This window comes from Saccharothrix sp. NPDC042600, from assembly GCF_040647305.1.
Classification (GTDB): domain Bacteria; phylum Actinomycetota; class Actinomycetes; order Mycobacteriales; family Pseudonocardiaceae; genus Actinosynnema; species Actinosynnema mutabilis.
In genome coordinates, this window is sequence record NZ_JBEZBW010000012.1 from 1 (window position 1) to 23,979 (window position 23,979).

The following is a 23,979-nucleotide window of genomic DNA, read 5'->3' on the forward strand; positions in this document are numbered from 1 at the left end:
ACATCATCCGGCAGCGCATGGCCGAGCTGTCCGAACTGGTCGGCGGCTACGACTTCGGCACCGTCGTCGAGGCGTACTGGCGCGGCCACGACACCCGCGACCGGCAGCGTCCACTCAGGACCCGCAGACCGGCGCCGGGGTCCAGCCGGTCGGGTCGCCGTTGACGATCATCCCGGCGGTGGCCGAGCCGCCGGGCCCGACCTGCGAGTTCCAGCCGGCGTGCCGGACGGTGACGTCGTTCCCGGTCCGGCTCACCGTCCCGTTCCACACCTGCGCCACCGACATGCCCTGGGCCAGCGTGAACCGGACCCACCAGGCGGACACCGGCGTCGTGCCCCGGTTGGTGAAGGTGACCTCGGCCTGGAACGCGCCCTGCCACTTGTTGACCACCTTCACCACGGCGTCGCACGTCGAACCCGGCGGCGTGGTGGTGGTGGTGGTGGTGGTGGTCGTGCTGGTGGTCGTGCTGGTCGGCGGTGCCGAACCGAGTGCGTTCACCACGGCCGGGAACCACCGGCCGGCGATCTTCCGGTCGCCGGAGGCGTTGGGGTGCACGCCGTCCCCGGTGTCGGCGGAGGTCGAGAACCCGGTCCACTGGTCGACCACGGTGACCGGCGACCGGGCGGTGGACTTCGCCGCCGCCCAGCCCGGGATCGCCGCGTTGAGGTTGACCACCCGCTGCGCGCACTCGGCGCAGTTGGCCGGGTTCATCGGGATGATCTGCGCGACGAGCACCTTCATGTCCGGGTTGTCGGCCCGCATCTGGTCGACGAGCTTGCCGAACGCGGCCAGGATCGTCGCCGGTGACCGGTTGTTCCAGACGTCGTTGGTGCCGAAGTGCATCAGCACGACGTCCGGGTGGGTCTGCGCGAGCCACCCGACGAGCTGGTTCTGGTCGGCGACGTTGGTCGCCAGGAACCCGCCGTGCCCTTCGTTCTCACCGTCGTAGGGGAACCCGCAACCCTGCCCCGGCAACGTGCCCACGAAGTCGATGCCCGTGTGCCCCGCCGCCCGCAGGTCCCGGTCGAGCAAGGCCCGCCAGCACCCGGGCGAGCCGGTGATCGAGTCGCCCAACGCCATGATCCGCACGGGGTCCGCCGCCGGGGCGACGACCGGTGCGGCCTGACCGGGTGCGGCCACCACCAACGCGACGACGGCGGCCAACACCCCCAACAACGCCGCTACAGCACCGTTCTTCCGCATCGCCGTCACGCCGTCGCGCAGGTCGCGCCGTTGAGGGTGAACGACGTGGGCACGGAGTTGGTGCCGTTCCACGTGCCGATGAACCCGAGGCTGACCGAGCCCGCCGGCGGGATGTTCGCCGTGTAGGAGGCGTTGGTCATGGTCACGCTGCCGCCCGACTGCGCGTGGGACGCGCCCCAGCTCTGCGTGACCGTCTGACCGTTGGCGTAGGTCCACTTCAGGGTCCAGCCGTTGACCGCGGCGGACCCGGTGTTGGTGATCTTCACGTCGCCCTGGAAGCCGCCCTGCCACTGGCCCGCGACCTTGTACGCCACCGCGCACGACCCGCCGCCGCCACCGGGCTGCGTGGTCACCGCGACCGTGCCGGACCGGGTGGACCGGTTGCCGGCGGCGTCACGCGCGTAGACCGCGAAGGTGTAGGCCGTCGAGGCCGACAACCCGGTCACCGTGGCCGACGTGGTCGTGGCGGAGGCCGCCGGGGACTCGGTGGCGCCGCTGACCCGCACCACGTCGTAGCCGGTCACGCCGACGTTGTCGGTCGAGGCGGCCCACGACAGCGTCACGGAGTTCGAGGTCACGCCGGACGCCGTGGGCGTGCCGGGAGCGGTCGGGGCCCGGTCGTCGCCGCCACCGCCGCCGTAGACCGTGGCTTCCCTGGAGGTGGCCTTGATGCCGTTGGCCCCGTTGAACGCCCGCTGGCCCCACGGCGACAGGTTCACCGGGTCCCAGTTCACGGCCAGGTCGAGGTACTCGACGCCACCGCCGTTGCCCGACCACGACCAGGCCAGGTAGCCCAGGCCGCGCTGCCGGGTGGTGGCGAAGATGGTGTCCTCGTCGGGGTTGCCGTCGGAGTGGTCGTGGCCGAACTCGCCCACCACGATCGGCAGGCCGGCGCTGACGAACCGGCCCAGGTAGTCGTCGACCTCGGCGGCGGTGTCGAACACGCCGTACATGTGGATGGAGAACACGACGTTCTTGGCCGGGTCGGCGGCGAACACCGAGGCGGCGTTGTCGCGCATGGTGAACGACCAGTCCTGGCCCCAGTTCGGGGCGTCCACCATGATCGTGTGCTGGAAGCCGGCCGCGCGCAGCCGGGCGATGGCGTCCTTGTTGTCGGCGGCCCAGGTGGAGTAGCCCTGGTTGCCGTACGGCTCGTTGCCGATGTTGAGGATGACGTACTGCTCCTGGCCGGCCAACGCGCTCTTGATGCCGATCCAGTAGTCGACCGCCCTGGCCAGGCTGACCGCGCCGCTCTGCTCGCCGTAGCCGGTGGTGTCGTGCACCTCCAGCACGCAGATCAGCCTGTTCGCCTTGCACTGGCTGACGACGTTGGCCACGTCGGCGGCGTCGTTGCGGGTCCAGCGGTCGCCGCTGGAGAGCACGACGCGGACGGTGTTCGCGCCCAGCGCCTTGACGTCCTTGAGGGCCTGGGCGGTGCGGCCGGTGTACCAGGTGTGGGCGTGGTTGACGCCGCGCATGACGAACTCGTTGCCGTTGGCCTCGTACAGCTTGCCGCCGCTGACGTAGAACCCGGTGGCCGCCGACGCGGGCGGCGCCGCGGTGAGCAGGGAGAGGACCAAGGCGGCGATGGCGGCGCCGACCGTGGTGAATCGCTTGCGCATGGGTGTTCCTCGCGTAGTCGTCGACACTGACACGGGCGAGCGCAGGGCAGCGCTCCCACACCAAAGCAATTAACCGCTTAAGTGTCAACGGGCGGGCTAACGCGAAGATTGCTCGGATCAGGCCGCGGGCCCCGTGCTCGACCTCGGCACCAGCTCGGGGTCGGAGGTCTTGACGTGGTCCACGGCCTCCCCCGCGATCACGTCGAGCAACAGCCGGACCGCCGCCGCGCCGCGCTCCGCGATCGGCCGCCGCACCGCCGACAGCGCCGGGCGCACCAGCCGGCACAGCGCCGAGTCGTCCCACGCCACCAGCGAGAGCTGTTCGGGCACCGACAACCCCAGCTCGTGCGCCACGCCCAGCGCGGACACCGCCATCACGTCGTTGTCGAACACCAGCGCCGTGGGCGGGTCGCCGCCGGTCAGCACCCGCCGCGTCACCCGCGCCGCCGCCTCGTCGGAGTAGTCGGTGTGCACGATCCGCGCCTCGCCCAGCCCCAGCCGGGCCGCCGCCGAGGTGAACGCCCGGGACCGGGTCCGGGTGTGCACGAACCGGGTCGGCCCGGCCACCCGCACGACGCGCCGGTGCCCCAGGGCGACCAGGTACTCCAGCACCTCCGCCACCGCGGCCTCGTCGTCGGTCCACACGCACGGCACGTCGGCCACCACGGGCTCGCCCAGCACCACCGCCGGCAGCCGCAGCTCGCGGACCAGCTCCACCCGCGGGTCGTCCTCGACCAGGTCGACCAGCAGCACCCCGTCCACCCGCCGCTCGCCCCACCAGCGCCGGTACGCCGCCAGCTCGGCTTGCGCGTTGTCGGTGACCTGCAACAACAACGCCGTGGGACCGCCCGCCAACGCGCCCTGGATGCCCGCGATCAACTGCATGAAGTACGGCTCGACGCCGATCACCCGGGCCGGCCGGTCCACCACGAGCCCGATGGCGTTGGCCCGCCCGTCGCTCAGCGACCGCGCCGCGCTGCTGGGCACCCACCCGAGCCGGTCGGCGATGTCCATGATCCGCCGCCGGGTCGGTTCGGACACCCCGGGCCGGTTGTTCAGCGCGTACGACACCGCTCCGGTCGACACGCCGGCGGCCTTGGCGATGTCCGAGATGGTCGGACGCTTAGCTCCCACCCGCGCCTCCTTGCCAGGGTGATCGCCGAGTCTAGACCGGCGCCACCCCCGGATGCTCCACTACTGTGATTAACCGCTTAACAGCTCCCGAAGGGAGATCGAGGTGCCCTGGTTCGACCTGCCGGAAGCCGAGCTGAAGACCTACCGGACCGCCACCGAGGAGCCGGCGGGCCTGGACGCCTGGTGGCGCGAACGCCTCGACGCGGCCCGCGCCCTGTCGCGGCCCCCGACGCTGACCCGGTACGGCGAGGACGTCTACGGCCCGCTGCGGGTGTGGGACGCGGAGTTCTCCGGCGCGAACGGCGACCGGGTCAAGGCCTGGTACCTGCGCCCGCCGACCGACGCCGACCTGCCCACGGTGGTGACGTACATCGGTTACGGCGGCGGGCGAGGCCTCCCGGCGGACCACGTGCTCCTGCCGTCCGCCGGCTACGCGGTGTTCGTGATGGACACGCGGGGCCAGGGAGGCCGCTGGTCCACGGGCCAGACCGCCGACTCCGGCCCGGCCGGCCCGGAGTTCCCGGGCGTCATGACCAGGGGCATCGCCGACCCGGAGACCTACTACTACACCCGCCTGATGACCGACGCCGCGCTGGCCGTGGAGGCGGCGGCCTCTCTGGCCGGCGTGGACCCGAGCCGCGTCGCCGTCTCCGGCGGCAGCCAGGGCGGCGGCTTGGCGCTGGCCGCGGCGGCTCTCCAGGGCGACGCCGTCAAGGTGTGCCACGCGGACGTGCCGTTCCTGTGCGACTTCCAGCGGGCCGTCACCATCACGGCGGCCGACCCGTACGCGGAGATCTCGCAGTTCCTGGCCCACCAGACGACCCTGATCCCCGCCGCCCTGGACACCCTGCGCTACGTGGACGCGGCCCTGCTCGCCCGCCGCGTCACCGCGACCACGCTGATGAGCGTGGGCCTGATGGACGAGGTGTGCCCGCCGTCCACTGTCTACGCGGCCTACAACGAGATCCGCGCCCCGAAGGACATCGCGGTCTTCCCGTTCAGCGGCCACCAGACCCCGAGGACGCACGACGAGACGAAACTGCGTCACCTGCACGCGCACCTCTGAGCGCGAAGGACGGGCCGCGAGGGGACCACCGCCATAGCCCCCTCACGGCCCTGCCCGGTCAGTGGACGATCTTGCTCTCCGGCGGCCCCAGGTAGCTGGCCTTGAGCCCGCCGGTGTCCACGACCAGCTTCTGCACCACCACGGTCGGGTCCACCATCCAGAACTTCAGGGTGTGGACGCCGGCACCCAACTCGTGGCGGGTGGCGGTCCGGTTGACGTTGTCGGACGTGTTGCGCTCCCACTGCTTGTTCATCGTGGTGTCGTTGGCCCCGGTGGCCGCCGTGATGTCCACGACCTGCGGCGCCTGGCCGTCGAACGACACCGCGTACCGCAGGCCGCCGCCGGACAGCACCGGGTTGCGCGGGGACAGGTGGGCCCACACGGTCACCGGTCCGCCGGTCCTGAGCGTCAGCTCGTACTCCAGCCGCGGCCCGTCGGGGTCGCGGCTCGGCGCGGTGACCGGGAACGGCTCGACGCCGTCGCCCGTGCGGCCCAGGTCGTGGATCACCTGCCACCGCACGCCGTCACCGCCGACCATCCGGGTGGCGTGCGCGGCCTCCATCGACACGTACCCGTTGGCCTCCACGAAACCCCGTGGCCGCAACGGGGTGTTGTCCACCACCGCGTCCACCCGCACGGTCCGGCCGGCGCCGGTGATCGTGATCGGGGTCGTCGTGCGACCGGCCGGGGCCTTCGACCAGTCGACGCGGACCTGCAAGCGGGTCTGCTCGGTGACGGTCCCCTTCGGACGGTCCACCCGGACCCACGGCTCGGTGGTCACCGAGTAGTCGAACGGCACCGACCCGCGGTTGAACACGTCCACGAACTGCCCCGGCTGCGACTGCCACCGGCTGAACTCCGGCAGCACGGCAGTCGCCGAGGACGCGGGCCACCACTGGTCGGACCCGTCCACCGCGACACCCATCTCGGCCACCGCCGGCAGCTCGATCCGCTTCACCGCCGGGAAGACCTCGTCCGGCAACGCCTCGTGGTTCAGCTCGGGCTGCTGCCAGGGCGCGTTGGGCCCGTACCGGGCGACGTCGCCGTACCCGATCTTGGGCTGGGTCTGGAAACCCTGCCACTTCCCGCCGGCGAGCACGGTGTTGTAGTAGTCCGACATGGCCTGGTCGTCGGCGAACCGGGCCTCGGTCTCCGCCGCCAACGCGTTGGCCGACGCCCGCCCCTGCGCGACGTAGAGCAGGTTCTTGAACTCCGCCAACCGCAGCGCGTACAGGTTCGCCGACGCCTTCACCTGGTAGTAGACCAGTTGGTGGTAGCCGTCCTGGAGGTACGCCGGCAGCGACCGCTTGATGCGCTCCGCCCGCTCGGCCAGCTCCTGCCACTGTGCCGTGACCCGCTCGATCTCCTGGTAGTCGGTCAGGCTGAACGGCGTGGCCTGGTCGTCGTAGACCACGGTCGTGCCCTCGCCGCTGATCCTGCGGTTGAGCAGCTCGGGCTTGCGGTCGGACTGGAGCTTGGAGTAGTCGCGCAGCACCGACGCGATACCGGCCGCGCGCGCCGCGCCGAAGTTCTGCGCCGCGTACCGCCGCTCCCACTCGCCCAGCTTCTCCAGCGGCCACCGGTTCGGGTTCCAGGCGTAGTCCAGGAAGAACTGCAGCGGCAGCTCGTTGTTCTTCAGGTCGCCGACGTTGACCACCCAGAGCCGGTCGACGCCGTACTGGTAGGACTGGTTGAGCTGGTCCCAGATGTTGGGCAGCAGGTTGGTGTCCACCCACTTGTAGTTGCGGCCACCGCCGACGTAGTCGAAGTGGTAGTACAGCCCGTAGCCGCCGGACCGGGGCGGCAGGTCCCGCGCGGGCAGCTTGCGCATGTTGCCCCAGTTGTCGTCGCAGAACACCACGGTCACGTCGTCCGGCGGGCGCAGCCCCTGGTCCCAGTACCGCTGGACCTCCTTGTAGAGCGTCTGCACCTGCGGCACGTCCGTCATGCCCTCGCGGGCGAGGATCTCCCGCTGGGACGTCAGGATCTCCTGCATCAGCTCGATGCCGTCGCCGTCGGGCAGGCTGACGTCGCCGTTGCCGCGCATGCCGAGGGTGACGACGCCCTCGAAGTCCTGCTCCTTCATGCGCTTGACGCCATCGGTCCAGTACTGCTTGATGGCGTCCTGGTTGCGGCGGAAGCTCCAGTCGCCGTTGCCGCCGTAGGGGTCGGACACGCCGGGCCGCGCGTGCCGGTTCCACTCCTCGATGCCGCGCATCATGGGCGCTTCGTGCGAGGTGCCCATGACGACGCCGTACTCCTTGGCCGTCCGGTGGTTCAACGGGTCGTCCTCGGCGAACGCCCGTCCCCACACCGCCGGCCACAGGTAGTTGGCCTTGAGGCGCAGCATGGTCTCGAAGACCTTGGCGTAGAAGTGGCGGTTGAAGCCGTTCGGGAACCCGGGCGCGTGCCCGTTGCCGAAGAACTTCGGCGCCCACCGGCCCAGCTGCGGGTTCTCGTCGTTGATGAAGAAGCCGCGGTACTTCACCGCCGGCGTGCCCTGGCTGTGCCGTCCGGGCAGCACGTGCAGCTCGGTGCGCTTGCGCGGCTGGACGTCGTCCCAGAAGTACCAGGGCGACACCCCGATCTCCCGGGAGACGTCGTACGCGCCGTAGATCGTGCCCCGCTGGTCGCTGCCGGCGATCACCAAGGCGCGCCGCACACCCGGCGACGGGTTCTGCACGACCTGTTGGACCGAGGTCTCCCACTTGCCCCGCAACCCCGACACGTCGAGCTTGCCGCGCCGCACCAGGTCGTCCACCAGCGGGCTGCGGCCGACCGTGCCGACGATGACCGCGCCGTCCACGACGTCGTCGCGCACGACCGGCCGCACGCCGGTGACGCGCTCGACGTCGTCGCGCAGGTCCCCGACGACCCGCACCACACCGGGGAAGTCGTCCGGGCTCACGACCAGCGGCGCGACCCTCCCCTTGGACGCCAAGGGGAACCGGCTCGGCCCGCCGACGTCGACCACGTACCCCTCGGTCCGCGACTGCGCGACCGGCTCGGCCTCCGCCGTCGGCACCGCGGGCACTAATAACGCCAACGGCAACAACAGGGACAACACCTTCATCGGCCGCCTCCGTGTGGCGTGGTGTCGACCGGGGTCACCAGCACGCGGTCGTGCCCCACGACCCTGGGCTCACCGGTGAGCTGAACCGACTTCTCCCAGCGGATGTCCTCGCTCGACGTCCCGACCAGCAGCCGCAGCTCGCCCGGTTCGACCACCCGTCGCCCGTCGCGGCCGGTGAACGAGGTCCGGTCGGCGTGCAGCCGGAAGGACACCCGCGCCGCCTCGCCCGCCGCCAACGGCACCCGCGCGAACCCGACCAACTGGCGCACCGGCCGCGTCACGCTGGCGACCGGGTCGTTCAGGTACAGCTGCACCACCTCGGCCCCGTCCCGGGACCCGGTGTTGCGCACCACCGTCGAGACGACGACCTCGCCGTCGGAGGGCAGCGAGTCCCCGGCCTCGAACCCGGACAGCTCGAAGGAGGTGTAGGACAGGCCGTGCCCGAACGCGTACAGCGGCGACGGGTCCACCGAGCTGATGCCGCCCGGCCCGCCCAGGATCGGCCGCAGGTAGGTGGTCGGCTGCCCGCCGGACCCGCGCGGCACGCTCACCGGCAGCTTGCCCGACGGGTTGACCCGCCCGCTGAGCACCCCGGCGACCGCGCCCGCGCCCTCCTCGCCGGGGAAGAACGCCTGCACCACCGCCGCCGGCGAGTACCCGCCCAGCGCGTAGGGCCGCCCGGCCAGCAGCACCAGCACCACCGGCTTCCCGGAGGCCAGCAGCGCCTCCAGCAGCTCGCCCTGGACACCGGGCAGGGACAGGTCCTCCGCGTCGCACCCCTCGCCCGACGTCCCCCGCCCGAACAGCCCCGCCCGGTCGCCCAGCACGGCGACCACCACGTCGGCGTCGGCCGCGGCCTCCACCGCCGCGGCGATCCCCGAGCGGTCGTCGCCGGAGACCTCGCAGCCCTGCGCGGTCACCACGTCCACCGCCGGGAACTCCGCCCGGAACGCCTCCACGAACGTGGCGATCCCGATCCCCAGCGCCACCTCGGGGTGCTGCACGCCCACGTGGTTCGGGAACGCGTAGCAGCCCATCAGCGACAGCACGTCGTCCGCGCACGGCCCGACCACCGCGACCTTCTTGGCGTTCAACGGCAGCACCCCGCTGGAGTTGTCCAGCAGCACGACCGACCGCTCCGCCATGTCCCGCGCCAGCTCGCGCAGCGCCGGCGGGTCCAGGTCCACCGGCTCGCCGCGCACCACCGCGGGCGAGTCCGGGGACCAGTCCGGGTCCAGCAGCCCCAGCTCGCACTTCTGGGTCAGCACCCGCACCACCGCGCGGTCCACCAAGGACTCCGGCACGGCCCCGGAGCGCACCAGGTCCGCCAGCGGGTGCCCGTAGCAGCGCACCGAGGGCAGTTCCACGTCCACGCCCGCGGCCAGCGCCAGCGCCGCCGCCTCGCCCGGCGACCCGGCGACCCCGTGCGCGGTCTCCAGGAACGACACCCCGAAGTAGTCCGCGACGACCACCCCGGTGAAGCCCCACTCCTCGCGCAGCAGCCCGGTCAGCAGCGAGGTGTCCGACGCCGGCGGCACCCCGTCCACCTCGGCGTAGGAGTGCATGACCGACCGGGCCCCGCCCTCCCGCAACGCCATCTCGAACGGCGGCAGCACCACGTCGGCGAACTCGCGCCGCCCCATGTGCACCGGCGCGTGGTTGCGCCCGCCGCGCGAGGCCGAGTACCCGGCGAAGTGCTTGAGGGTCGCGACGATCCCGGTGGACTCCAGGCCGCGCGTGTAGGCCGCGCCGAGCAGCCCCACCAGGTACGGGTCCTCGCCGATGGTCTCCTCGGTGCGCCCCCACCGCGGGTCGCGGGTCACGTCCAGCACCGGCGCGAGGCCCTGGTGGATGCCGACCTCGCGCATCGACAGCCCGACCTCGCGGGCCATCCGCTCCACCAGCACCGGGTCGAACGACGCGCCCCAGGCCAGCGGCGTGGGGAACACGGTGGCCCGCCACGCGGTGAACCCCGACAGGCACTCCTCGTGCGCCATCGCCGGGATGCCGAACCGGTTGTTGGCCACCAGCCGGCGCTGCGTCTCGGCCAGCACCCGCGCGCCGACCAGCGGGTCCACCGGCCGGGTCCCGAACACGCGGGTGAGCTGCCCGAGGCCGGGCTTGGTCAGCTCGTCCCACGGCGGCAGCGGCTCGGCGAACTCGTGCTGCGCCGGCGCCACCTCCTCGTCGTCCTCCGTCACCCCCACCCACACGCCCACCAGCTGGGCCAGCTTCTCCTCCAGGGTCATCTCGGCCAGCAGCGCGGCGACGCGCTCGCCGGTCGGTCGGCCCGGGTCGGCCCAGGTGTTCACGTGCACGGAGGCTCCTTCGTTGACGATCGGACGACGAGTTCGGTGGCCAGTTCCACCCGTTCGGTCTCCACCGGGCGACCCGCGATCAGGTCCGCCAGCATCCGCCCCGCGTGCCGCCCCATCTCGGTGAGCGGCTGGCGGACGGTGGTCAGGGCCGGCGACGACCAGACCGCGACGGGTAAGTCGTCGAACCCGACGACGCTGAGGTCGTTCGGGACGGACAGGCCCGCGACGCGGGCGGCCTCGATCACGCCCAGCGCCTGCTCGTCGTTGCCCGCGAACACGGCCGTGGGCCGGTCCGGCAGGCGCAGCAGCTCCGACGCGCACCGGAAGCCGCCCTCGTGCTTGAAGTCGCCGTGGCGCACCAGGGCGGGGTCGAACGGCAGGCCGGCGCGGTCCAGCGCGGCGCGGTAGCCGTCCACCCGGGCCCGGCTGCACAGCATCCCGGCCGGTCCGCCGATGACCGCGACCCGCTGGTGGCCCAGCCGGATCAGGTGCTCGGTCGCGGCCAGGCCGCCCGCCCAGTTGGTCGCGCCGACGCTGGGCACGTCCGGGTTGGGCAGGTCGACCGGGTCGATGACGACGACGGGGATGCGCGACCCGGCCAGCACCCGCCGGTCGGCGGCGGTGAGCTGGGAGGTCACCAGCAGCGCGCCCGCGCGCTTGGCGTCGACCAGCGACGCGGCCCAGGAGGAGTGGCCGCGCTGGCCGGCGGCGGAGGACACGACCACGTGCAGGCCGCTGTCCACCACCCCGCGGATGATCTCGACCGCCCACGGGCTGTCCAGGGCCGTGAACACGAGGTCCACCAGGAGCTGGCCGGAGGCCCGGCGCGCGCCCACCGGCACGTAGTCGTATTCGGCCAGCAGGCGCCGCACGCGGGCCCTGGTCTCGGGTCCGACGTCGTCCTTGCCGTTGAGGACCTTGGACACCGTCGGGAGCGACACCCCGGCTGCCGCGGCGATCGTGGCCAATGTGGCTCGACGCATGCGGCCGATAGTATCGAAACCGGATCGAAACTCAATAGCGTCGTGACGACCTGCGGAAACCAGCGGAAACGTCTCAATACGACACCCCGAGGTGACCCTTGACACGGGTTGTTCACCTGCCTAGGGTTCCCGCAAGTCGTGGATGTTTCGAAATGTTTCGACGCCGCGAACAATCCGCAGCGTGGCAGAAGGGTGGCGGTCGCATGTCCCGCCGATCATGGATGCGAACCCTGATTTCCACAGGGCTCGTCGCCGTGGCAGCAGTGGTCTCCGCGTGTGGCACGGCCGGTCCGGCCGAACCCGGCGCGGGCGGGGTGAAGGTGTGGGCGCTCCAGGACCCCGTCCTCAACCCGATCGAGCAGAAGTCGATCGACTTCTTCAAGTCCGGCGGCGGCAACGCGTCGCTGGAGACGTTCGGCAACGACCCGTACAAGCAGAAGCTGCGGGTCGCGATCGGCTCGCCGAACGCGCCGGACGTGTTCTTCAACTGGGGCGGCGGCAACCTCAAGGAGTACGTCGACGCCGGCAAGATCGCCGACCTGACCCCGGTGCTCGACCAGAACAGCGCGCTCAAGAACGCGTTCCTGCCCAGCGTGCTGGACGGCGCCAAGATCGACGGCAAGTACTACGGCATCCCGATGCGGGGTATGCAGCCGGTCCTGCTGTTCTTCAACAAGGAGGTCTTCGCCGCCGCGGGGGCGCAGCCGCCGAAGACGTGGGACGACCTGCTGTCCCTGGTGGACACGTTCAAGGCCAAGGGCGTGCAGCCGATCTCGCTGGCCGGCTCGCAGGCGTGGACCGAGCTGATGTGGATCGAGTACGTCCTGGACCGCGTCGGCGGCCCGGAGGTGTTCCGCAACATCCGCGACGGCAAGGGCCAGGGCTGGAAGGACCCGGCCGTGCTGGAGTCGCTGACCAAGCTCAAGGAGCTGATCGACCGGGGCGGCTTCGGCACCAACTTCGCCTCCGTCGGCTACGACGTCGGCGGCGCGTCGACCATCCTGGCGCAGGGCAAGGCCGCCATGCACCTCATGGGTTCGTGGGAGTACGTCAACCAGCTCGGCCAGAGCCCCGACTTCGTCAAGAAGGGGTCCCTCGGCTGGGTGGCGTTCCCGTCGATCGCCGGCGGCAAGGGCGATCCTGGCAACGTGGTCGGCAACGCGAGCAACTACTACTCGGTGACCTCGGGCTCCTCCCAGGTCGAGGCGGCGAAGAAGTTCGTCTCCACCGCGCTGCACGAGGACTCCTACGTGCAGGCGCTGATCGACGCCGGTGACGTGCCGGCCGTCGTCGGGGTCGAGGAGAAGCTCGCCAAGGCGCCCAACTCCGAGTACACGACGTGGATCTACGGCCAGGTCAAGGACGCGAAGAACTTCCAGCTGTCCTGGGACCAGGACCTGCCCGCCGAGAAGGCCACGTTCATGCTGACCCAGCTCCAGGAGTTCTTCCTGGGCAAGGTCTCGCCGCAGCAGTTCGTCGACGCGGTGGCCGCGCGCTGATGCGAACGCAGCGACCGTCCGGCTGGTACGCCGTCCCCGCCTACGGGTTCTTCGCGCTGTTCGCGGTGCTGCCCATGGTGCTCGTGGTGTACCTGAGCTTCACGTCGTGGCAGGGCCTGGGCACGCCCGTGCTCAACGGGACCGCCAACTGGTCCCGCCTGGTCGACGACGGTGAGGCGCATGCCGCCGTGGGGCGGACCGTGCTGCTGATGGTCGTGTCCTGGCTGGTCCAGACCCCGATCGCGATGTTGATCGGGGTCTGGGCGGCCGGGCCGCAGCGGTCCCGCGCGGTGCTCAGCTCGATCTTCTTCCTGCCCCTGCTGCTGTCCACGGCGGCCATCGCGCTGCTCTGGCAGGCGTTGCTGGACCCGAACTTCGGCATCGCGGCGGGCGGCACGCAGTTCCTGGGCGATCCCGACATCGCCATCTACACGGTGGTGTTCGTGATCTCCTGGCAGTACATCCCGTTCCACACGCTGATGTACCAGGGCGCGGCCCGCGCCATCCCGGCGTCGCTGTACGAGGCGGCGACCATCGACGGCGCGTCGCGGGTGGGCAAGTTCCTGCACATCACGTTGCCGCAGCTGCGGTACACGCTGGTGACGTCGTCGGTGCTGATGCTCGTCGGTTCGCTGACGACCTTCGACACCGTCCTGATCCTCACCGGCGGCGGCCCCGGCACGGCCACCCGGATCCTGCCGCTGCACATGTACATCACCGGCTTCAGCGGGTTCGAGATGGGCTACGCGAGCACGATCGCGGTGGTCCTGGTGGTGCTGGGCACCGCGCTGTCGGTGGCGGTCATGCGCTGGAGCGGCTTCCGCGCGATGAGCAGCCAGCAGGAGGGCTCGTGAAGTCACGTCCGAACTGGCCCGCCGGGCTCTTCGCCCTGGTGTGGCTGGTGATCGTCGTCGGACCGCTGTACTACGTGGTGACGGCGAGCCTGCGCACGCGTCAGGAGTACCTGGGTTCGCACCCGCTGGAGTTCCCGACCAAGCCCACTTTGGACAACTACGTGTCCGTGTTGGAGGGCGGGTTCGGCCAGTACCTGGTGAACAACATCATCGTCACGGTCGCGACCGTCGCCATCGTGCTCCTGGTGGGCGTGCCCTGCGCCTACGCGGTGGTGCGCGGCACCGGTCGGTTCGTGCAGCGCGGGTTCACCCTGTTGTTGATGGGCCTGGCGATCCCCGCGCAGGCGACCATCATCCCGGTGTACCTGCTCATCACGAGGATGCAGCTCTACGACAGCCTGACCGCGATCATCCTGCCCACGGCGGCGTTCGCGCTGCCGGTGGCGACGCTGGTGCTGACCAACAGCCTGCGCGAGGTGCCGCCCGAGCTGTACGAGGCGCAGGCGATCGACGGGGCGGGGCCGTTCCGGGTGCTGATGAGCCTGGTGCTGCCGCTGGCCAGGCCCGCGATCATGACCGTGGTGGTCTACACGGCGTTGAACGCGTGGAACGGCTTCCTGTTCCCGTTGGTGCTGACCCAGTCGGAGTCGAGCCGGGTGCTGACGCTGGGCCTGTGGAACTTCCAGGGCCAGTTCGGGACGAACGTGCCGGCGCTGATGGCGGCGGTGCTGCTGTCGGTGCTGCCGATCTTCGCCGTGTACCTGTTCGCGCGGCGCTTCCTGCTCAGCGGTCTGACCGCGGGCTTCGGCAAGTAGGACGCCGGACCAGGGGGCCCGCCGGGCGGCGGGCCCCCTTCCCGTGCCTGAGAGCGGCGTCACCCGCGAAGTCGCCGTAATGAGACTCCTTCCGATAGTTTCGGTGACGTATGCTGCCCGCATGCCGACCAAAGCCGAGCAGTCTTCGCCGGATGGCACCACCTCCGGCAAGATCACCATTGCCGACATCGCGGCCGAGGCCGGCGTATCGGTGCCGACAGTTTCGAAGGTGATGAACGGGCGTGCCGACGTCGCCCCGCACACCCGCGAGCGGGTTGAGGCGATCATCCGGCGGCACGGCTACCAGCGGCGCTCCGACGAGCGGTCCCGGCGGTCCAACCTGGTGGAGCTGATGTTCCACGAGCTGGAGAGCGCGTGGGCGCTGGAGATCATCCGCGGGGCCGAGCAGGTCGCCGCCGAGCAGGGCCTGGCCCTGGTGCTGTCGGAGTCGCAGGGCAGGCTGACGCCCGGCCACGGGTGGCTCGAAGGGGTGATCGCGCGCCGGCCGCTGGGCGTCATCTCGGTCTTCTCCGACCTCACCGCGCAACAGCTGGCCAAGCTGCGGGCCCGGGACATCCCGGTCGTGGTGGTCGACCCGATCGGCGAGCCGCAGGACTCGACGCCGTCGATCGGCGCGACGAACTGGAACGGCGGCCTGACCGCCACGCGGCACCTGATCGAGCTGGGCCACCGGCGCATCGCCATGATCGGCGGCCCGGAACGGGTCCTGTGCAGCCGGGCCCGGGTGGACGGCTACCGCGCGGCGCTGGAGACGGCCGGCCTGGCCTTCGACCCGGCCCTGGTCCGCTACGGCGACTTCCACGTCGAGTCGGGCCGCCGCCAGTTCGAGCCGCTGCTGGACCTCGCGGACCCGCCGACCGCGGTGTTCGCGGGCAGCGACCTGCAGGCGCTGGGCGTGTACGAGGCGGCGCGGGCGGCGGGCCTGCGGGTGCCGGAGGACCTGTCGGTGGTCGGCTTCGACGACCTGCCGGTGGCCCAGTGGGTCGGCCCCCCGCTGACCACGGTCCGCCAACCGCTGCAGGACATGGCGGCGGCGGGCACCCGCCTGGCGATCACCCTGGCCCGCGGCGACGAGCCGGAACACCGCCGCATCGAACTGGCGACCACACTGGTGGTCCGCCAGAGCACCGCTCCCCCGCGCTAGATCGTTAACGCCACCGCGCCGCGTGCCGATAACCCGGCATGCGGCGTGCGCTGGTGGCCTTCGGTGTCCTCGTCCTGCCGGCCACCGCTCTCGGCGTTGTGGCCCACCTGGTCACCAGGTCCGCTCCTCCCGGGGACCCGAGCCGCGTCCTGGCGTGGGGTGCGGTCGTCCTGATCGTCCTGGGCATCGCCGCGATCCAGAACCTCGTCCTCCGGCGACCCGAGCACACCTACCCGCTCGACCTGGCGGCCCAGGCGCTGGCGAGGTCCGAGCGCGGCCGACTGCCCGCCACCGACGACCGCTTGAGGGTCACGCTGAGCTGGTCGGATCTCCGGACGGACGAGGGCGACACGACCGCGCTCGCCCGGGCTTTTCGGGCCTTGCCCGACCGGCGGCTGGTGATCCTCGGCGGTCCGGGGTCCGGCAAGACCGCCGCCGCGCAGCGGTTGGCCCTGGACCTCCTGCGCGACACGCCGCCTTCGAACGATCAGGTGCCCGTGGTGGTCTCCCCCGGGTCCTGGCGCGAGGGCCGGTCCTTGCGGGAGTGGCTGGTCGACGTGCCGGCCCGAGAGCACCGGTACCCGAGGCCGAGGACCGACCTCGACCGACTGGTCGAGGCTGGGCGGGTCCTGCCGATCCTCGACGGGCTGGACGACGTCGCGCCCGGCCGGCGGGCCGCGTTCCTGGACGCTCTGGACCGCTCGGGCCTACCGTACGTCCTGACCTGCCGCACGGACGAGTACCACGGGCTGGAGCGGGAACGCGTCACGGTGGCGGTGCTGGAGCCGCTCTCCGTCTCGGACGTCGTCGGACAGTTGCCGGACCGGGGTGAGCGGTGGACGCCGCTGGTCCGCGCGATCGCCGCCGAGCCGGAAGGTCCGCTGGCCGTCGCGCTGTCCACCCCGCGTGCCCTGGGCCTGGTCCTGCGCGCCTACGCCGCCCCGGACACCACTCCCGCCGAACTGCTCGACACGACCCGGTTCGCCACCCCCGACGCCATCGAGCGCCACCTGTTGGAGTCGGCACTGGTCCGTGCCGCGTCCGGGACCGACACCGACGGCTACCGCCCCGGTGACCGCGCCGCCGAGTGGCTCGGGTTCCTGGCGGCGCACCTCGGCCGGCTCGACACCGCCGACCTGGCCTGGTGGCGGCTCGGGCGGGACGTGCCGCGGGCGGTGTTCGTCGGGGTCGCGGTGCTGGTCGGCGCGCTGGTCGGGGTGTTCGGCGGCCTGTTGTTCGGGCTGTGGGTCGGGGTGGTGACGGGGGTCGGCGCGGAGATCGCCGCCGCCTTCGGGTTGGGGTGGAGCCTGTCGTCGGCGCCGTCGGCCGCGCGGCACCCGCAGGAGTCGTTGTCGCGGGACCGGCGGATGGCGCTCGTGCAGGGGGTGGTCGTCGGGGTGACCGTGGTGTTGGCGGTCGGGTTGGCCAGTGCGTTCGAGCGGGGTGTCGCGCTGGTGGTCGGGTTGGGGGTCGCCGCCGGGCTGGTGGGTGTCTGTTTCAGCGCCTACGGGCGGTACTCGGTGAGTCGGGTGTGGTTGGCATTGCTCGGGCGGGTGCCGTGGCGGTTGATGACGTTCCTGGAGGCCGAGCGGCGGTTGGGGTTGTTGCGGCACTCCGGGGGCGTGTACCAGTTCCACCACCGCCGACTGCGGGACCACCTGGCCGCCGAGTACGGGTCCGGTCGGCCGCCGGTGGACCCCGACGCCGTGCGGATGATCCGCCTGCTGCGCGCCGACCTGGTGGAACGGGCGTGTGCGCGGGCCGACGTGCGGGCGGTGGTGGAGGCGCCGGCGATCGAGCGGTTGACGAAGGAGGTCGCCGCCGAGATCGCCGACTCCGAGGAGGACCTGGTCCTGGCCACCGCCGCGGCTCGGGAGCGTTACGTGGCGGTGAAGGAGCGGTTGCTCGCCTCGGCCGGGGTGCCGCGGTTGGCGTTGGCCGCGCGGTCCTTCGGGCACGCCGGCGGGCCGTTGGCGGCGTTGGCCGGCGGGGCCGCGCTGGCCACGACGGCGGCGCCGCCGGTCGTCCTCGCGGTCGGGTGGACGGCCGGGGTGGTCGCGGCGGTGGTCATGGTGCTGCAACCCGGGTTCTGGGAGCCGGGGCTGCCGGCCGGGGAGGAGGACGAGCGGTCGCGGGTCGTGGAGCGGCTGCTGAACTGGCACCGGGCGGTGGCCGTGCGGCTCGCCCCGCTGCACCGGGCGCACTTCAGCGTGTTCTGGGGCGTGATCGCGTCCTGCGGGGTGCTGATCGCGACGGCGGTCGCGCCTCCAGGGTACGTCGACTTCATGCGATCGGTTCACCCCGTGTCGGTGTACGTGGTGGGCGGCGCGGCTGTGGTGTTCGGGGTGTTGTGGCTGTGGTCGCGGCCGTTGAAGAAGCGGTGGGACGCGTTGTCCGTGGACGACCCCGGGCGGTGGCCGGCGGAGACCGCGTTGCCGCGCCGCGCGGCGCAGGCCCGACGGGACGCGGTGCGGGCGTGGGAAGCGCTCGTGGAATCGTTGGTCGAGAACGGGGTGCTGCCGATGGTGGCGGCCCGCGTGGAGGTGCTGGCCGAGCGGTCCTTCGACACGCGGCTGCCCGACGCGTCGGTCAAGCGGCTCGGCGACCTGACGGAGAGCGCGCAGTTCGTGCCGACCGACACCAGCGCGCGGTTGAACCGGATGCTCGACGCGATGGCGGGCGGCGCGATCGGGCTGAGCGGTCCGCGCGGCATCGGCAAGAGCACCGTGCTGGGCATCTTCGGCGACCGGCGGTTCGGCGGGAACCCCGACGACCTGACCGTGGTCGTGCCCGCGCCGACCGACTACGACAGCCGGGACTTCCTGGTGCACCTGTTCAGCCGGATGTGCCTGGCCGTGCTGCCGGCGGACACGCGCGCGGCGGCGGTGACCGCGCGGCGGGGGCGCGTGCGGTGGGTGGTGACGGCGGTGGTCGGGGTGCTGCTGGTCGCCGGGGCGGCGCTGTGGCCGGCGGCGGTCGAGGCCGGGCGGTGGGCGTGGCGGAACGTGCGGGTGGTCGCGGCCGGGGCCGGGGCGCTGCTGCTGGTGGCGTTGGCCGTGGAGGCGGTGGCGCGACGCCGTTCCCGGCGGGACGACACGTCGGTGGCGGACGTGGCCCGGGGACACCTGCGCGCGCTGCGCTACCTGGAGACGACGACCCGCACCGCGACCGCCGGGGTCAAGTCCGGGGTCGAACTGGGCGGTTCGCACGCGCGGCAGCGAGCCGAGCAGGTGAAGACCTACCCCGAGCTGGTCGGGGAGTTCCGGGACTTCCTGGCGTTCCTGGTGGCGCACCTGCCGACCCGGCCGGACCGGCGGGCGCCGCGGATCGTCGTGTGCATCGACGAGGTGGACAAGATCGCCACGGCGGAGGCGGCGGAGCAGTTCATCAACGACGTGAAGACGGTGTTCGGGGTGCCGGGGTGCTTCTTCCTGGTGGCGGTGTCGGAGGACGCGCTGGCGGCGTTCTCGCGGCGGGCGCTGACCGTGCGCACGGCGTTCGACTCGGCGTTCGACAACGTGATCCAGGTGAGCCGGCTGTCGCTGGCGCAGACGCGGCGGTTGCTGGTGCAGCGGGTGCTGCGGCTGCCCGAGCCGTACGTGTGGCTGTGCCACGCGCTGTCCGGCGGGCTGCCGCGCGACCTCAACCGGACCGTGCGGCAGCTTTACGACATCCGCCTGGCGACCGGGGTGGCCGAGCTGGGGGCGTTGGCGGCGGACCTGGTGCGGCAGGACCTGGAGACGGTGACGTACGGGCAGGTGCTGCGGGTGAACTCCGGTTCGGACGCGGTCAGCGGGGCGTTGCTGGGCTGGCTGGCGAAGACGCCGCGCGTGCCGGTGGACCACGACGCGTTGATCGGCCACCGCGACGACGCGCCTTCCGCCGGTGTGGCTTTGAAGGCGTGGCCGCCGGAGCTGTGGGCGGTGCGCGAGCGTTTCCAGGCGTACCTGTCCTACGCGGCGATCGTGCTGCGGTCGTTCCAAGAGCGCGAGATCCTCGACCGGCTGTCCGCCACGGGCGACGCCTGGAACCCGGTGCGCCACCTGGCCGACGCCCGCAACCACCTGGCGGTGGACGCGGCACTCGCCACAGCCGCCTTGGACGCCTACCGGTCGGAGATCGTCTGAGCCGAGGGCCCGTGGTGGACCCGCCCCCGGACCGCGGGCTCCGGCAACCGCTTGCGGAGTGCGGTCGGGGGCGGGTTCCCGTCTCGTCTGCCACCGTCGCGAGGGCGAAGCCGGACACCGCCGAGTCGGTTCGCCGTGGAGGTCGGTGGGACGAGCCGTCAGTGGTGGTGATGGCCCTCGAACTGGACGTACTGGCAGCCCGGCGCCTCCGCGGGCAGGGTGTGGCCCGCGGCGGGCGGGGTGGTCGGGGCGCAGGTCAGGCGGTGCAGGCCGAGCAGTTCCAGGCCGATCGTGCCGCTGAGGGCGAAGCCGTTGCCGAAGCCGAAGTCCGGGTTGTCGCTGATCTGCCCGGTCTTCATCGCCTCCTGCCACGCCTTCTGGAACTCCGCCAACCGGTCACGCCGGAACACCACCAGGCCCAGCCGCTCGTACGGACCGGCCTTGCACGTCGCCCACCGGTCCACGTACGGGGCGTACAGCGTCGCCCGCAGCGGACCGACGAACTCGGCGAACTCCTCGATGGTCCGGTCGGTCGGCTCCTCGCACTCGCCGGTCTTCTCCTCCACCCACGCGGCGACCTCCGCGGGGCTGCCCAGCGGCGGGCCCAGCGCACCCGAGCCCAGGCCGGTGGAGTCGGGCGCGCCGCACGCGACCGACCCCACCAGCAGCGCGACCAGGACCGCGCGGCGGGCGAACATCACCCGCACCGCGCGCCGTTGAGGGTGAACGCCGTCGGCGCCGTCGCCGGGCCCGTGCCGTTGAAGCCGAACGACGTGGACGCGCCGGCCGCGAGGTTCTGGTTCCAGCTCGCGCCCTTGGCCGTCGCCTTGCCGTCCGCCACGGTCACGGTCGCCGACCACGCCTGGCCGACCCCCTGCCCCGCGGGCACGTCCCAGGCCAGCTGCCAGCCGTTGGCCGGCGCGGTCCCGGTGTTCTTCACCGTCACGTTCGCGGTGAACCCGCCGGACCACACGCTGGGCGTCGCGAACGTCACCGTGCACGCCCCCGGCTCACCGCCGCCCGGGCCGGTGGTCACGCTGACCGCCGCCGACGGCGGGGACGTGTTGCCCACCGCGTCCCGCGCCACCACGTAGAACTGGTACGCGGTCGCGGGCGTCAGGCCGGTGACCGTGGCCGTGGTGCCGCTGCCCGACGCGACCGGCACGTCGGTCGCGCCCGCCTCGCGGAACACCTGGTAGCTCGTGACCCCGACGTTGTCCGAGGACGCGGCCCACGACAGCGCCACGGAGTTCGAGCCGGCCGTCGCGGTGGGCGTGCCGGGCGCGGTGGGCGCCTGCGTGTCGCCGCCGCCGCCACCCTCGAAGACCACGTCCGAGCAGCTGTAGAACGCCTCGGGGCTGTCGTTGCGCTGCCAGATCGAGTAGATCACGTGCCGGCCGGACTTGTTGGGCAGCGTGGCGTTCCACTTGTACTCGCCGCCCACGGCCACCGGGTTGGTGATCGAGTTGAACGGCGCGGGCTCCAGGTCCGACCACCGCAGCGGCTGCCGCGGGTCGTACCCGTCGCGGGTGACGTACTGGTCCCACGTGCCCGGGTGCGGGGCCCACGCGTTGTAGTGGATGGTGATCTGCGAGCCGGCCCGCAGCGTGGTGGTCGGCCAGTCGTCGCGCCCCAGGTTGTAGGCGTCGTACTTGGTGGTCGGGCCGCACAGGTCGCCGTCGGCGATGATCTCGCGGTGGCGGCCGGCGGCGTTGGAGATCAGGTTGCCGTACCAGTCCCACAGCGGCTGCTTGCCGCCGATGGCCACGGCCGCCTGGCACGCCGGGTTGGTGGGGTTGAGGTCGCCACCACCACCGCCGATCCGGCCGTCCTCGTAGCACGCGTAGGTCCGGCTGGCCGGGAAGGTCATCGAGCCGTGCGCCACCGCGACGCCGGTCTGCGCGAGCACGGTGGTCACGCCGGCGATCCCGACGGCGGCGAGGGCCAACGCCCCGAAGCGCTTGAGTCGCAAAGGAATGTCTCCTTCAGATCGACGGTGATCTGGCAGGGGGTGAAACAGCACAGTGTTCTGGGAGCGCTCCCAGAACACTGTGGCAGTCCGGTGACCTTGCGTCAACGACTCGTTTCATTTGGTCGCGCCCGGGTACCGCTCGGGGCATGCGGATCGCCGTGGTCGGGCAGATCGCCCGAGACCTCGTCCTGGTCGTCCCCGAAGTCCCCGACGCGGGCGGCACGTCACCGGTGCTGGAGCGCCGCGAAGTGCTCGGCGGCAAGGGCGCGAACATCGCCGTGAACGTCGTCCAGTTGGGCGCGTCGGCGGCGCTGGTCGGCGTCGCCGGGGACGACGACATCGGCGACCGCCTGGTCGACCACCTGCGATCGGACGGCGTGGACACGACTCCGGTGGCCCGCCGGGGCCGGTCGGCGCTGATCGTGGACGTCGTGTGCGACGGCCGGTGGCGCTACCTGCAGGACATCCCGGACACGTCCCTGGTCGCGCCGACCGACCTCGGGCCGTGCGTGGCCGAGGCGGACGCCGTCGTGGTGCAGCTCCAGCAGCCGCACGACACCGCGCTGGCCGCCGCGCGCCGGGCGAGCGGTCTCGTCGTGCTCGACGGCGTCGCCGCGCCGGACGTGCTCGCCGAGGCGGACGTCCTGCGGGCCGACCAGCACGAGTGCGAGGAGCTGACCGGCCGGTCGATCTCCTCCCCCGACGACGCCCTCGACGCCGGCCGCGCGTTGCTGGAGCGCGGGCCGTCGCTGGTCGCGCTGGAGGTCGGGGGCGAGGCGAACGTGCTGGTCTGGCCGTCGGGCTCGGCCGTCGTGCCGCTGACCGAGGTGGACGTGGTGGACACGACCGGCGGCGGTGACGCGTTCGTCGCGGCGCTGACCGTCGCCCTGGTCCGGGGCGACGGGCCGGAGGCGGCGGGGCGGCTGGCCGTGGCCGCCGCGGGCCGCGCGGTGGACCACGCCGGCGGGCGGACCGACCTGGGCGGGCTGCGCGCCGCGCGGCGGTGACCGGCCGAAGGCGGACCCGGTGATGGACGCGCGCGGACGGGTTCCGTAACCTGTCCGAGACCTCGACGGGCCTCACTCGTCCGGGGGATCCGGTGTTCAAGGAGGACCGCGCGATCGTGGCGTCGTACCCCGTTCAGCGCACCGTCCGCGCGGCTCTGGCGGCCACCGCCGTCCTCGCGCTGGCCGGTGGAGTGTCCGTGCCGCACGCCGTGGCCGACCCGGTGCCCACCGACGGCTCCGAGGCCCTCAAGCGGTACTTCGAACTCGCCCACGAGGCCGAGCAGCTCAACGAGCAGCACCTGCGCGCCGAGGAGGAGCTGGAGAAGGCCAACGGCACGATCGAGCAGGCCAAGCGCGACCTCGCCGCCGCCCAGCAGGCGCAGGGCCAGTTGCAGGGCCAGGTGGACCTGCTCACCGAGGCCTCCTTCGAGGGCGCCCGGTTCTCCCAGCTCTCGGCGTTGCTGGTCAGCGACTCGCAGCAGGACTTCCTCAACCGGATGACCGCGCTGGGCGTGCTCGCGGGCGAGAACGCCGAGGCGGTGGCGAGCCTGAGCGCCGCGGTCGACCAGGCCAACGAGGCCACCCGCCGCGCCAACGAGGCGGTCGACGCCGCCAACAAGGCCATCGCCGACATCGACCAGCGCAAGGTCGCGCTGGACGAGCAGATCAACGAGGTCCGCGCGGTCTACCGGGCGCTGCCCGAGCACGAGCGCGACCGCCTCGCGGGCGAGGGCTACACCGGTCCCGTGGACACCCCGCCGGGCAAGGCCGGCGACGCGGTGCAGTGGGCGCTGACCCAGCGCGGCAAGCAGTACGTGTTCGGCTCCAACGGCCCCAACACGTGGGACTGCTCCAGCCTCATGCAGGCCGCGTACCGGTCGGTGGGCATCGCGATCCCGCGCACCACCTACGGCCAGGCCACGATCGGGCGACCGGTGTCGCTCAACGAGGTGAAGGCCGGCGACCTGATCATCTACTACTCGGGACAGACCCACGTGTCGATGGCGATCGACGGCATCCGCGCGGTGCACGCCTCGACCGAGGGCGTGCCGGTCAAGATCCAGGACATCGAGTCGATCGGGCCGATCAGCACGATCCGGCGCGTGATCGGCTGAAACGCGGGTACTCCCCTCTCGACCCG

17 protein-coding genes are annotated in these 23,979 nt (G+C 72.2%); 9 read left to right on the plus strand and 8 right to left on the minus strand.

Features of this window, described 5'->3' with window-relative positions; translation table 11 throughout:
• Positions 1–17: 17 nt before the first annotated feature.
• Entirely contained in the window at positions 18–164 is a 147-nt protein-coding gene (locus tag AB0A74_RS11115) for a hypothetical protein (protein WP_358248787.1), read from the plus strand.
• Here the strand turns inward: AB0A74_RS11115 and AB0A74_RS11120 are convergent.
• From AB0A74_RS11120 to AB0A74_RS11130, 3 genes are all read right to left on the minus strand, one after another.
• On the minus strand, positions 115–1,203 hold the full coding sequence (locus AB0A74_RS11120) for a GDSL-type esterase/lipase family protein (protein ID WP_358248673.1): 1,089 nt from the start codon (positions 1,201–1,203) through the stop codon (positions 115–117). The genes AB0A74_RS11115 and AB0A74_RS11120 overlap by 50 nt on opposite strands.
• A 5-nt stretch (positions 1,204–1,208) precedes the next feature.
• The gene (locus AB0A74_RS11125; RefSeq protein WP_358248674.1) at positions 1,209–2,825 is read right to left on the minus strand and encodes a cellulase family glycosylhydrolase; all 1,617 of its coding nucleotides are present in this window, start codon (positions 2,823–2,825) and stop codon (positions 1,209–1,211) included.
• A 117-nt stretch (positions 2,826–2,942) separates the two neighbouring features.
• A complete protein-coding gene (locus tag AB0A74_RS11130; protein ID WP_358248675.1) occupies positions 2,943–3,959 on the minus strand; it encodes a LacI family DNA-binding transcriptional regulator in 1,017 nt (338 codons plus the stop codon).
• A gap of 103 nt (positions 3,960–4,062) precedes the next feature.
• On the opposite strand from AB0A74_RS11130, the gene AB0A74_RS11135 reads away from it, so the two are divergent.
• Entirely contained in the window at positions 4,063–5,025 is a 963-nt protein-coding gene (locus AB0A74_RS11135) for an alpha/beta fold hydrolase (protein WP_358248676.1), read from the plus strand.
• A gap of 58 nt (positions 5,026–5,083) precedes the next feature.
• Here AB0A74_RS11135 and AB0A74_RS11140 read toward each other — a convergent pair whose 3' ends face one another.
• The 3 genes from AB0A74_RS11140 to AB0A74_RS11150 are packed head-to-tail and all read right to left on the minus strand — an operon-like array spanning position 5,084 to position 11,399.
• Positions 5,084–8,098 (minus strand): glycosyl hydrolase 115 family protein, encoded by a 3,015-nt coding sequence (locus AB0A74_RS11140; RefSeq protein WP_358248677.1) that lies wholly within the window; start codon positions 8,096–8,098, stop codon positions 5,084–5,086.
• A complete protein-coding gene (locus tag AB0A74_RS11145; RefSeq protein ID WP_358248678.1) occupies positions 8,095–10,416 on the minus strand; it encodes a glycoside hydrolase family 3 N-terminal domain-containing protein in 2,322 nt (773 codons plus the stop codon). The genes AB0A74_RS11140 and AB0A74_RS11145 overlap by 4 nt, the downstream gene beginning before the upstream one ends.
• Complete coding sequence (locus tag AB0A74_RS11150) at positions 10,407–11,399, minus strand: LacI family DNA-binding transcriptional regulator (RefSeq protein WP_343931556.1); 993 nt, start codon at positions 11,397–11,399, stop codon at positions 10,407–10,409. Before AB0A74_RS11150 ends, AB0A74_RS11145 begins: the two co-directional genes overlap by 10 nt.
• 254 nt (positions 11,400–11,653) lie before the next feature.
• On the opposite strand from AB0A74_RS11150, the gene AB0A74_RS11155 reads away from it, so the two are divergent.
• The 5 genes from AB0A74_RS11155 (at position 11,654) to AB0A74_RS11175 (ending at position 19,859) form a co-directional block, all read left to right on the plus strand.
• A complete protein-coding gene (locus tag AB0A74_RS11155; RefSeq protein ID WP_358248679.1) occupies positions 11,654–12,898 on the plus strand; it encodes an extracellular solute-binding protein in 1,245 nt (414 codons plus the stop codon).
• Positions 12,898–13,752: a sugar ABC transporter permease gene (locus AB0A74_RS11160; protein WP_358248680.1), complete on the plus strand. Its 855-nt coding sequence runs from the start codon at positions 12,898–12,900 to the stop codon at positions 13,750–13,752. The genes AB0A74_RS11155 and AB0A74_RS11160 overlap by 1 nt, the downstream gene beginning before the upstream one ends.
• Complete coding sequence (locus AB0A74_RS11165) at positions 13,749–14,567, plus strand: carbohydrate ABC transporter permease (RefSeq protein ID WP_358248681.1); 819 nt, start codon at positions 13,749–13,751, stop codon at positions 14,565–14,567. Before AB0A74_RS11160 ends, AB0A74_RS11165 begins: the two co-directional genes overlap by 4 nt.
• Before the next feature lie 121 nt (positions 14,568–14,688).
• Entirely contained in the window at positions 14,689–15,732 is a 1,044-nt protein-coding gene (locus AB0A74_RS11170; protein WP_343931551.1) for a LacI family DNA-binding transcriptional regulator, read from the plus strand.
• 38 nt (positions 15,733–15,770) lie between these two features.
• Positions 15,771–19,859 (plus strand): NACHT domain-containing protein, encoded by a 4,089-nt coding sequence (locus tag AB0A74_RS11175; RefSeq protein ID WP_358248682.1) that lies wholly within the window; start codon positions 15,771–15,773, stop codon positions 19,857–19,859.
• 158 nt (positions 19,860–20,017) lie between these two features.
• Here AB0A74_RS11175 and AB0A74_RS11180 read toward each other — a convergent pair whose 3' ends face one another.
• Both AB0A74_RS11180 and AB0A74_RS11185 read right to left on the minus strand, forming a co-directional pair.
• Complete coding sequence (locus AB0A74_RS11180) at positions 20,018–20,557, minus strand: hypothetical protein (RefSeq protein WP_358248683.1); 540 nt, start codon at positions 20,555–20,557, stop codon at positions 20,018–20,020.
• Positions 20,557–21,831 (minus strand): lytic polysaccharide monooxygenase, encoded by a 1,275-nt coding sequence (locus tag AB0A74_RS11185; RefSeq protein ID WP_358248684.1) that lies wholly within the window; start codon positions 21,829–21,831, stop codon positions 20,557–20,559. Before AB0A74_RS11185 ends, AB0A74_RS11180 begins: the two co-directional genes overlap by 1 nt.
• Positions 21,832–21,977: 146 nt before the next feature.
• Between AB0A74_RS11185 and AB0A74_RS11190 the strand changes: the two genes are divergently transcribed.
• Positions 21,978–22,838: a PfkB family carbohydrate kinase gene (locus AB0A74_RS11190; protein ID WP_358248685.1), complete on the plus strand. Its 861-nt coding sequence runs from the start codon at positions 21,978–21,980 to the stop codon at positions 22,836–22,838.
• A gap of 92 nt (positions 22,839–22,930) precedes the next feature.
• Positions 22,931–23,953 (plus strand): NlpC/P60 family protein, encoded by a 1,023-nt coding sequence (locus AB0A74_RS11195; protein WP_358248686.1) that lies wholly within the window; start codon positions 22,931–22,933, stop codon positions 23,951–23,953.
• Positions 23,954–23,979: the final 26 nt, after the last annotated feature.

What these genes read in the sequence shown, in the direction of transcription:
- AB0A74_RS11115 (WP_358248787.1), top strand. Translation starts at nt 18, where the DNA reads ATGGCCGAGCTGTCCGAACTGGTCGGCGGCTACGACTTCGGCACCGTC.
- AB0A74_RS11120 (WP_358248673.1), bottom strand. Translation starts at nt 1,203, where the DNA reads ATGCGGAAGAACGGTGCTGTAGCGGCGTTGTTGGGGGTGTTGGCCGCC.
- AB0A74_RS11125 (WP_358248674.1), bottom strand. Translation starts at nt 2,825, where the DNA reads ATGCGCAAGCGATTCACCACGGTCGGCGCCGCCATCGCCGCCTTGGTC.
- AB0A74_RS11140 (WP_358248677.1), bottom strand. Translation starts at nt 8,098, where the DNA reads ATGAAGGTGTTGTCCCTGTTGTTGCCGTTGGCGTTATTAGTGCCCGCG.
- AB0A74_RS11150 (WP_343931556.1), bottom strand. Translation starts at nt 11,399, where the DNA reads ATGCGTCGAGCCACATTGGCCACGATCGCCGCGGCAGCCGGGGTGTCG.
- AB0A74_RS11160 (WP_358248680.1), top strand. Translation starts at nt 12,898, where the DNA reads ATGCGAACGCAGCGACCGTCCGGCTGGTACGCCGTCCCCGCCTACGGG.
- AB0A74_RS11170 (WP_343931551.1), top strand. Translation starts at nt 14,689, where the DNA reads ATGCCGACCAAAGCCGAGCAGTCTTCGCCGGATGGCACCACCTCCGGC.
- AB0A74_RS11175 (WP_358248682.1), top strand. Translation starts at nt 15,771, where the DNA reads ATGCGGCGTGCGCTGGTGGCCTTCGGTGTCCTCGTCCTGCCGGCCACC.
- AB0A74_RS11180 (WP_358248683.1), bottom strand. Translation starts at nt 20,557, where the DNA reads ATGTTCGCCCGCCGCGCGGTCCTGGTCGCGCTGCTGGTGGGGTCGGTC.
- AB0A74_RS11190 (WP_358248685.1), top strand. Translation starts at nt 21,978, where the DNA reads ATGCGGATCGCCGTGGTCGGGCAGATCGCCCGAGACCTCGTCCTGGTC.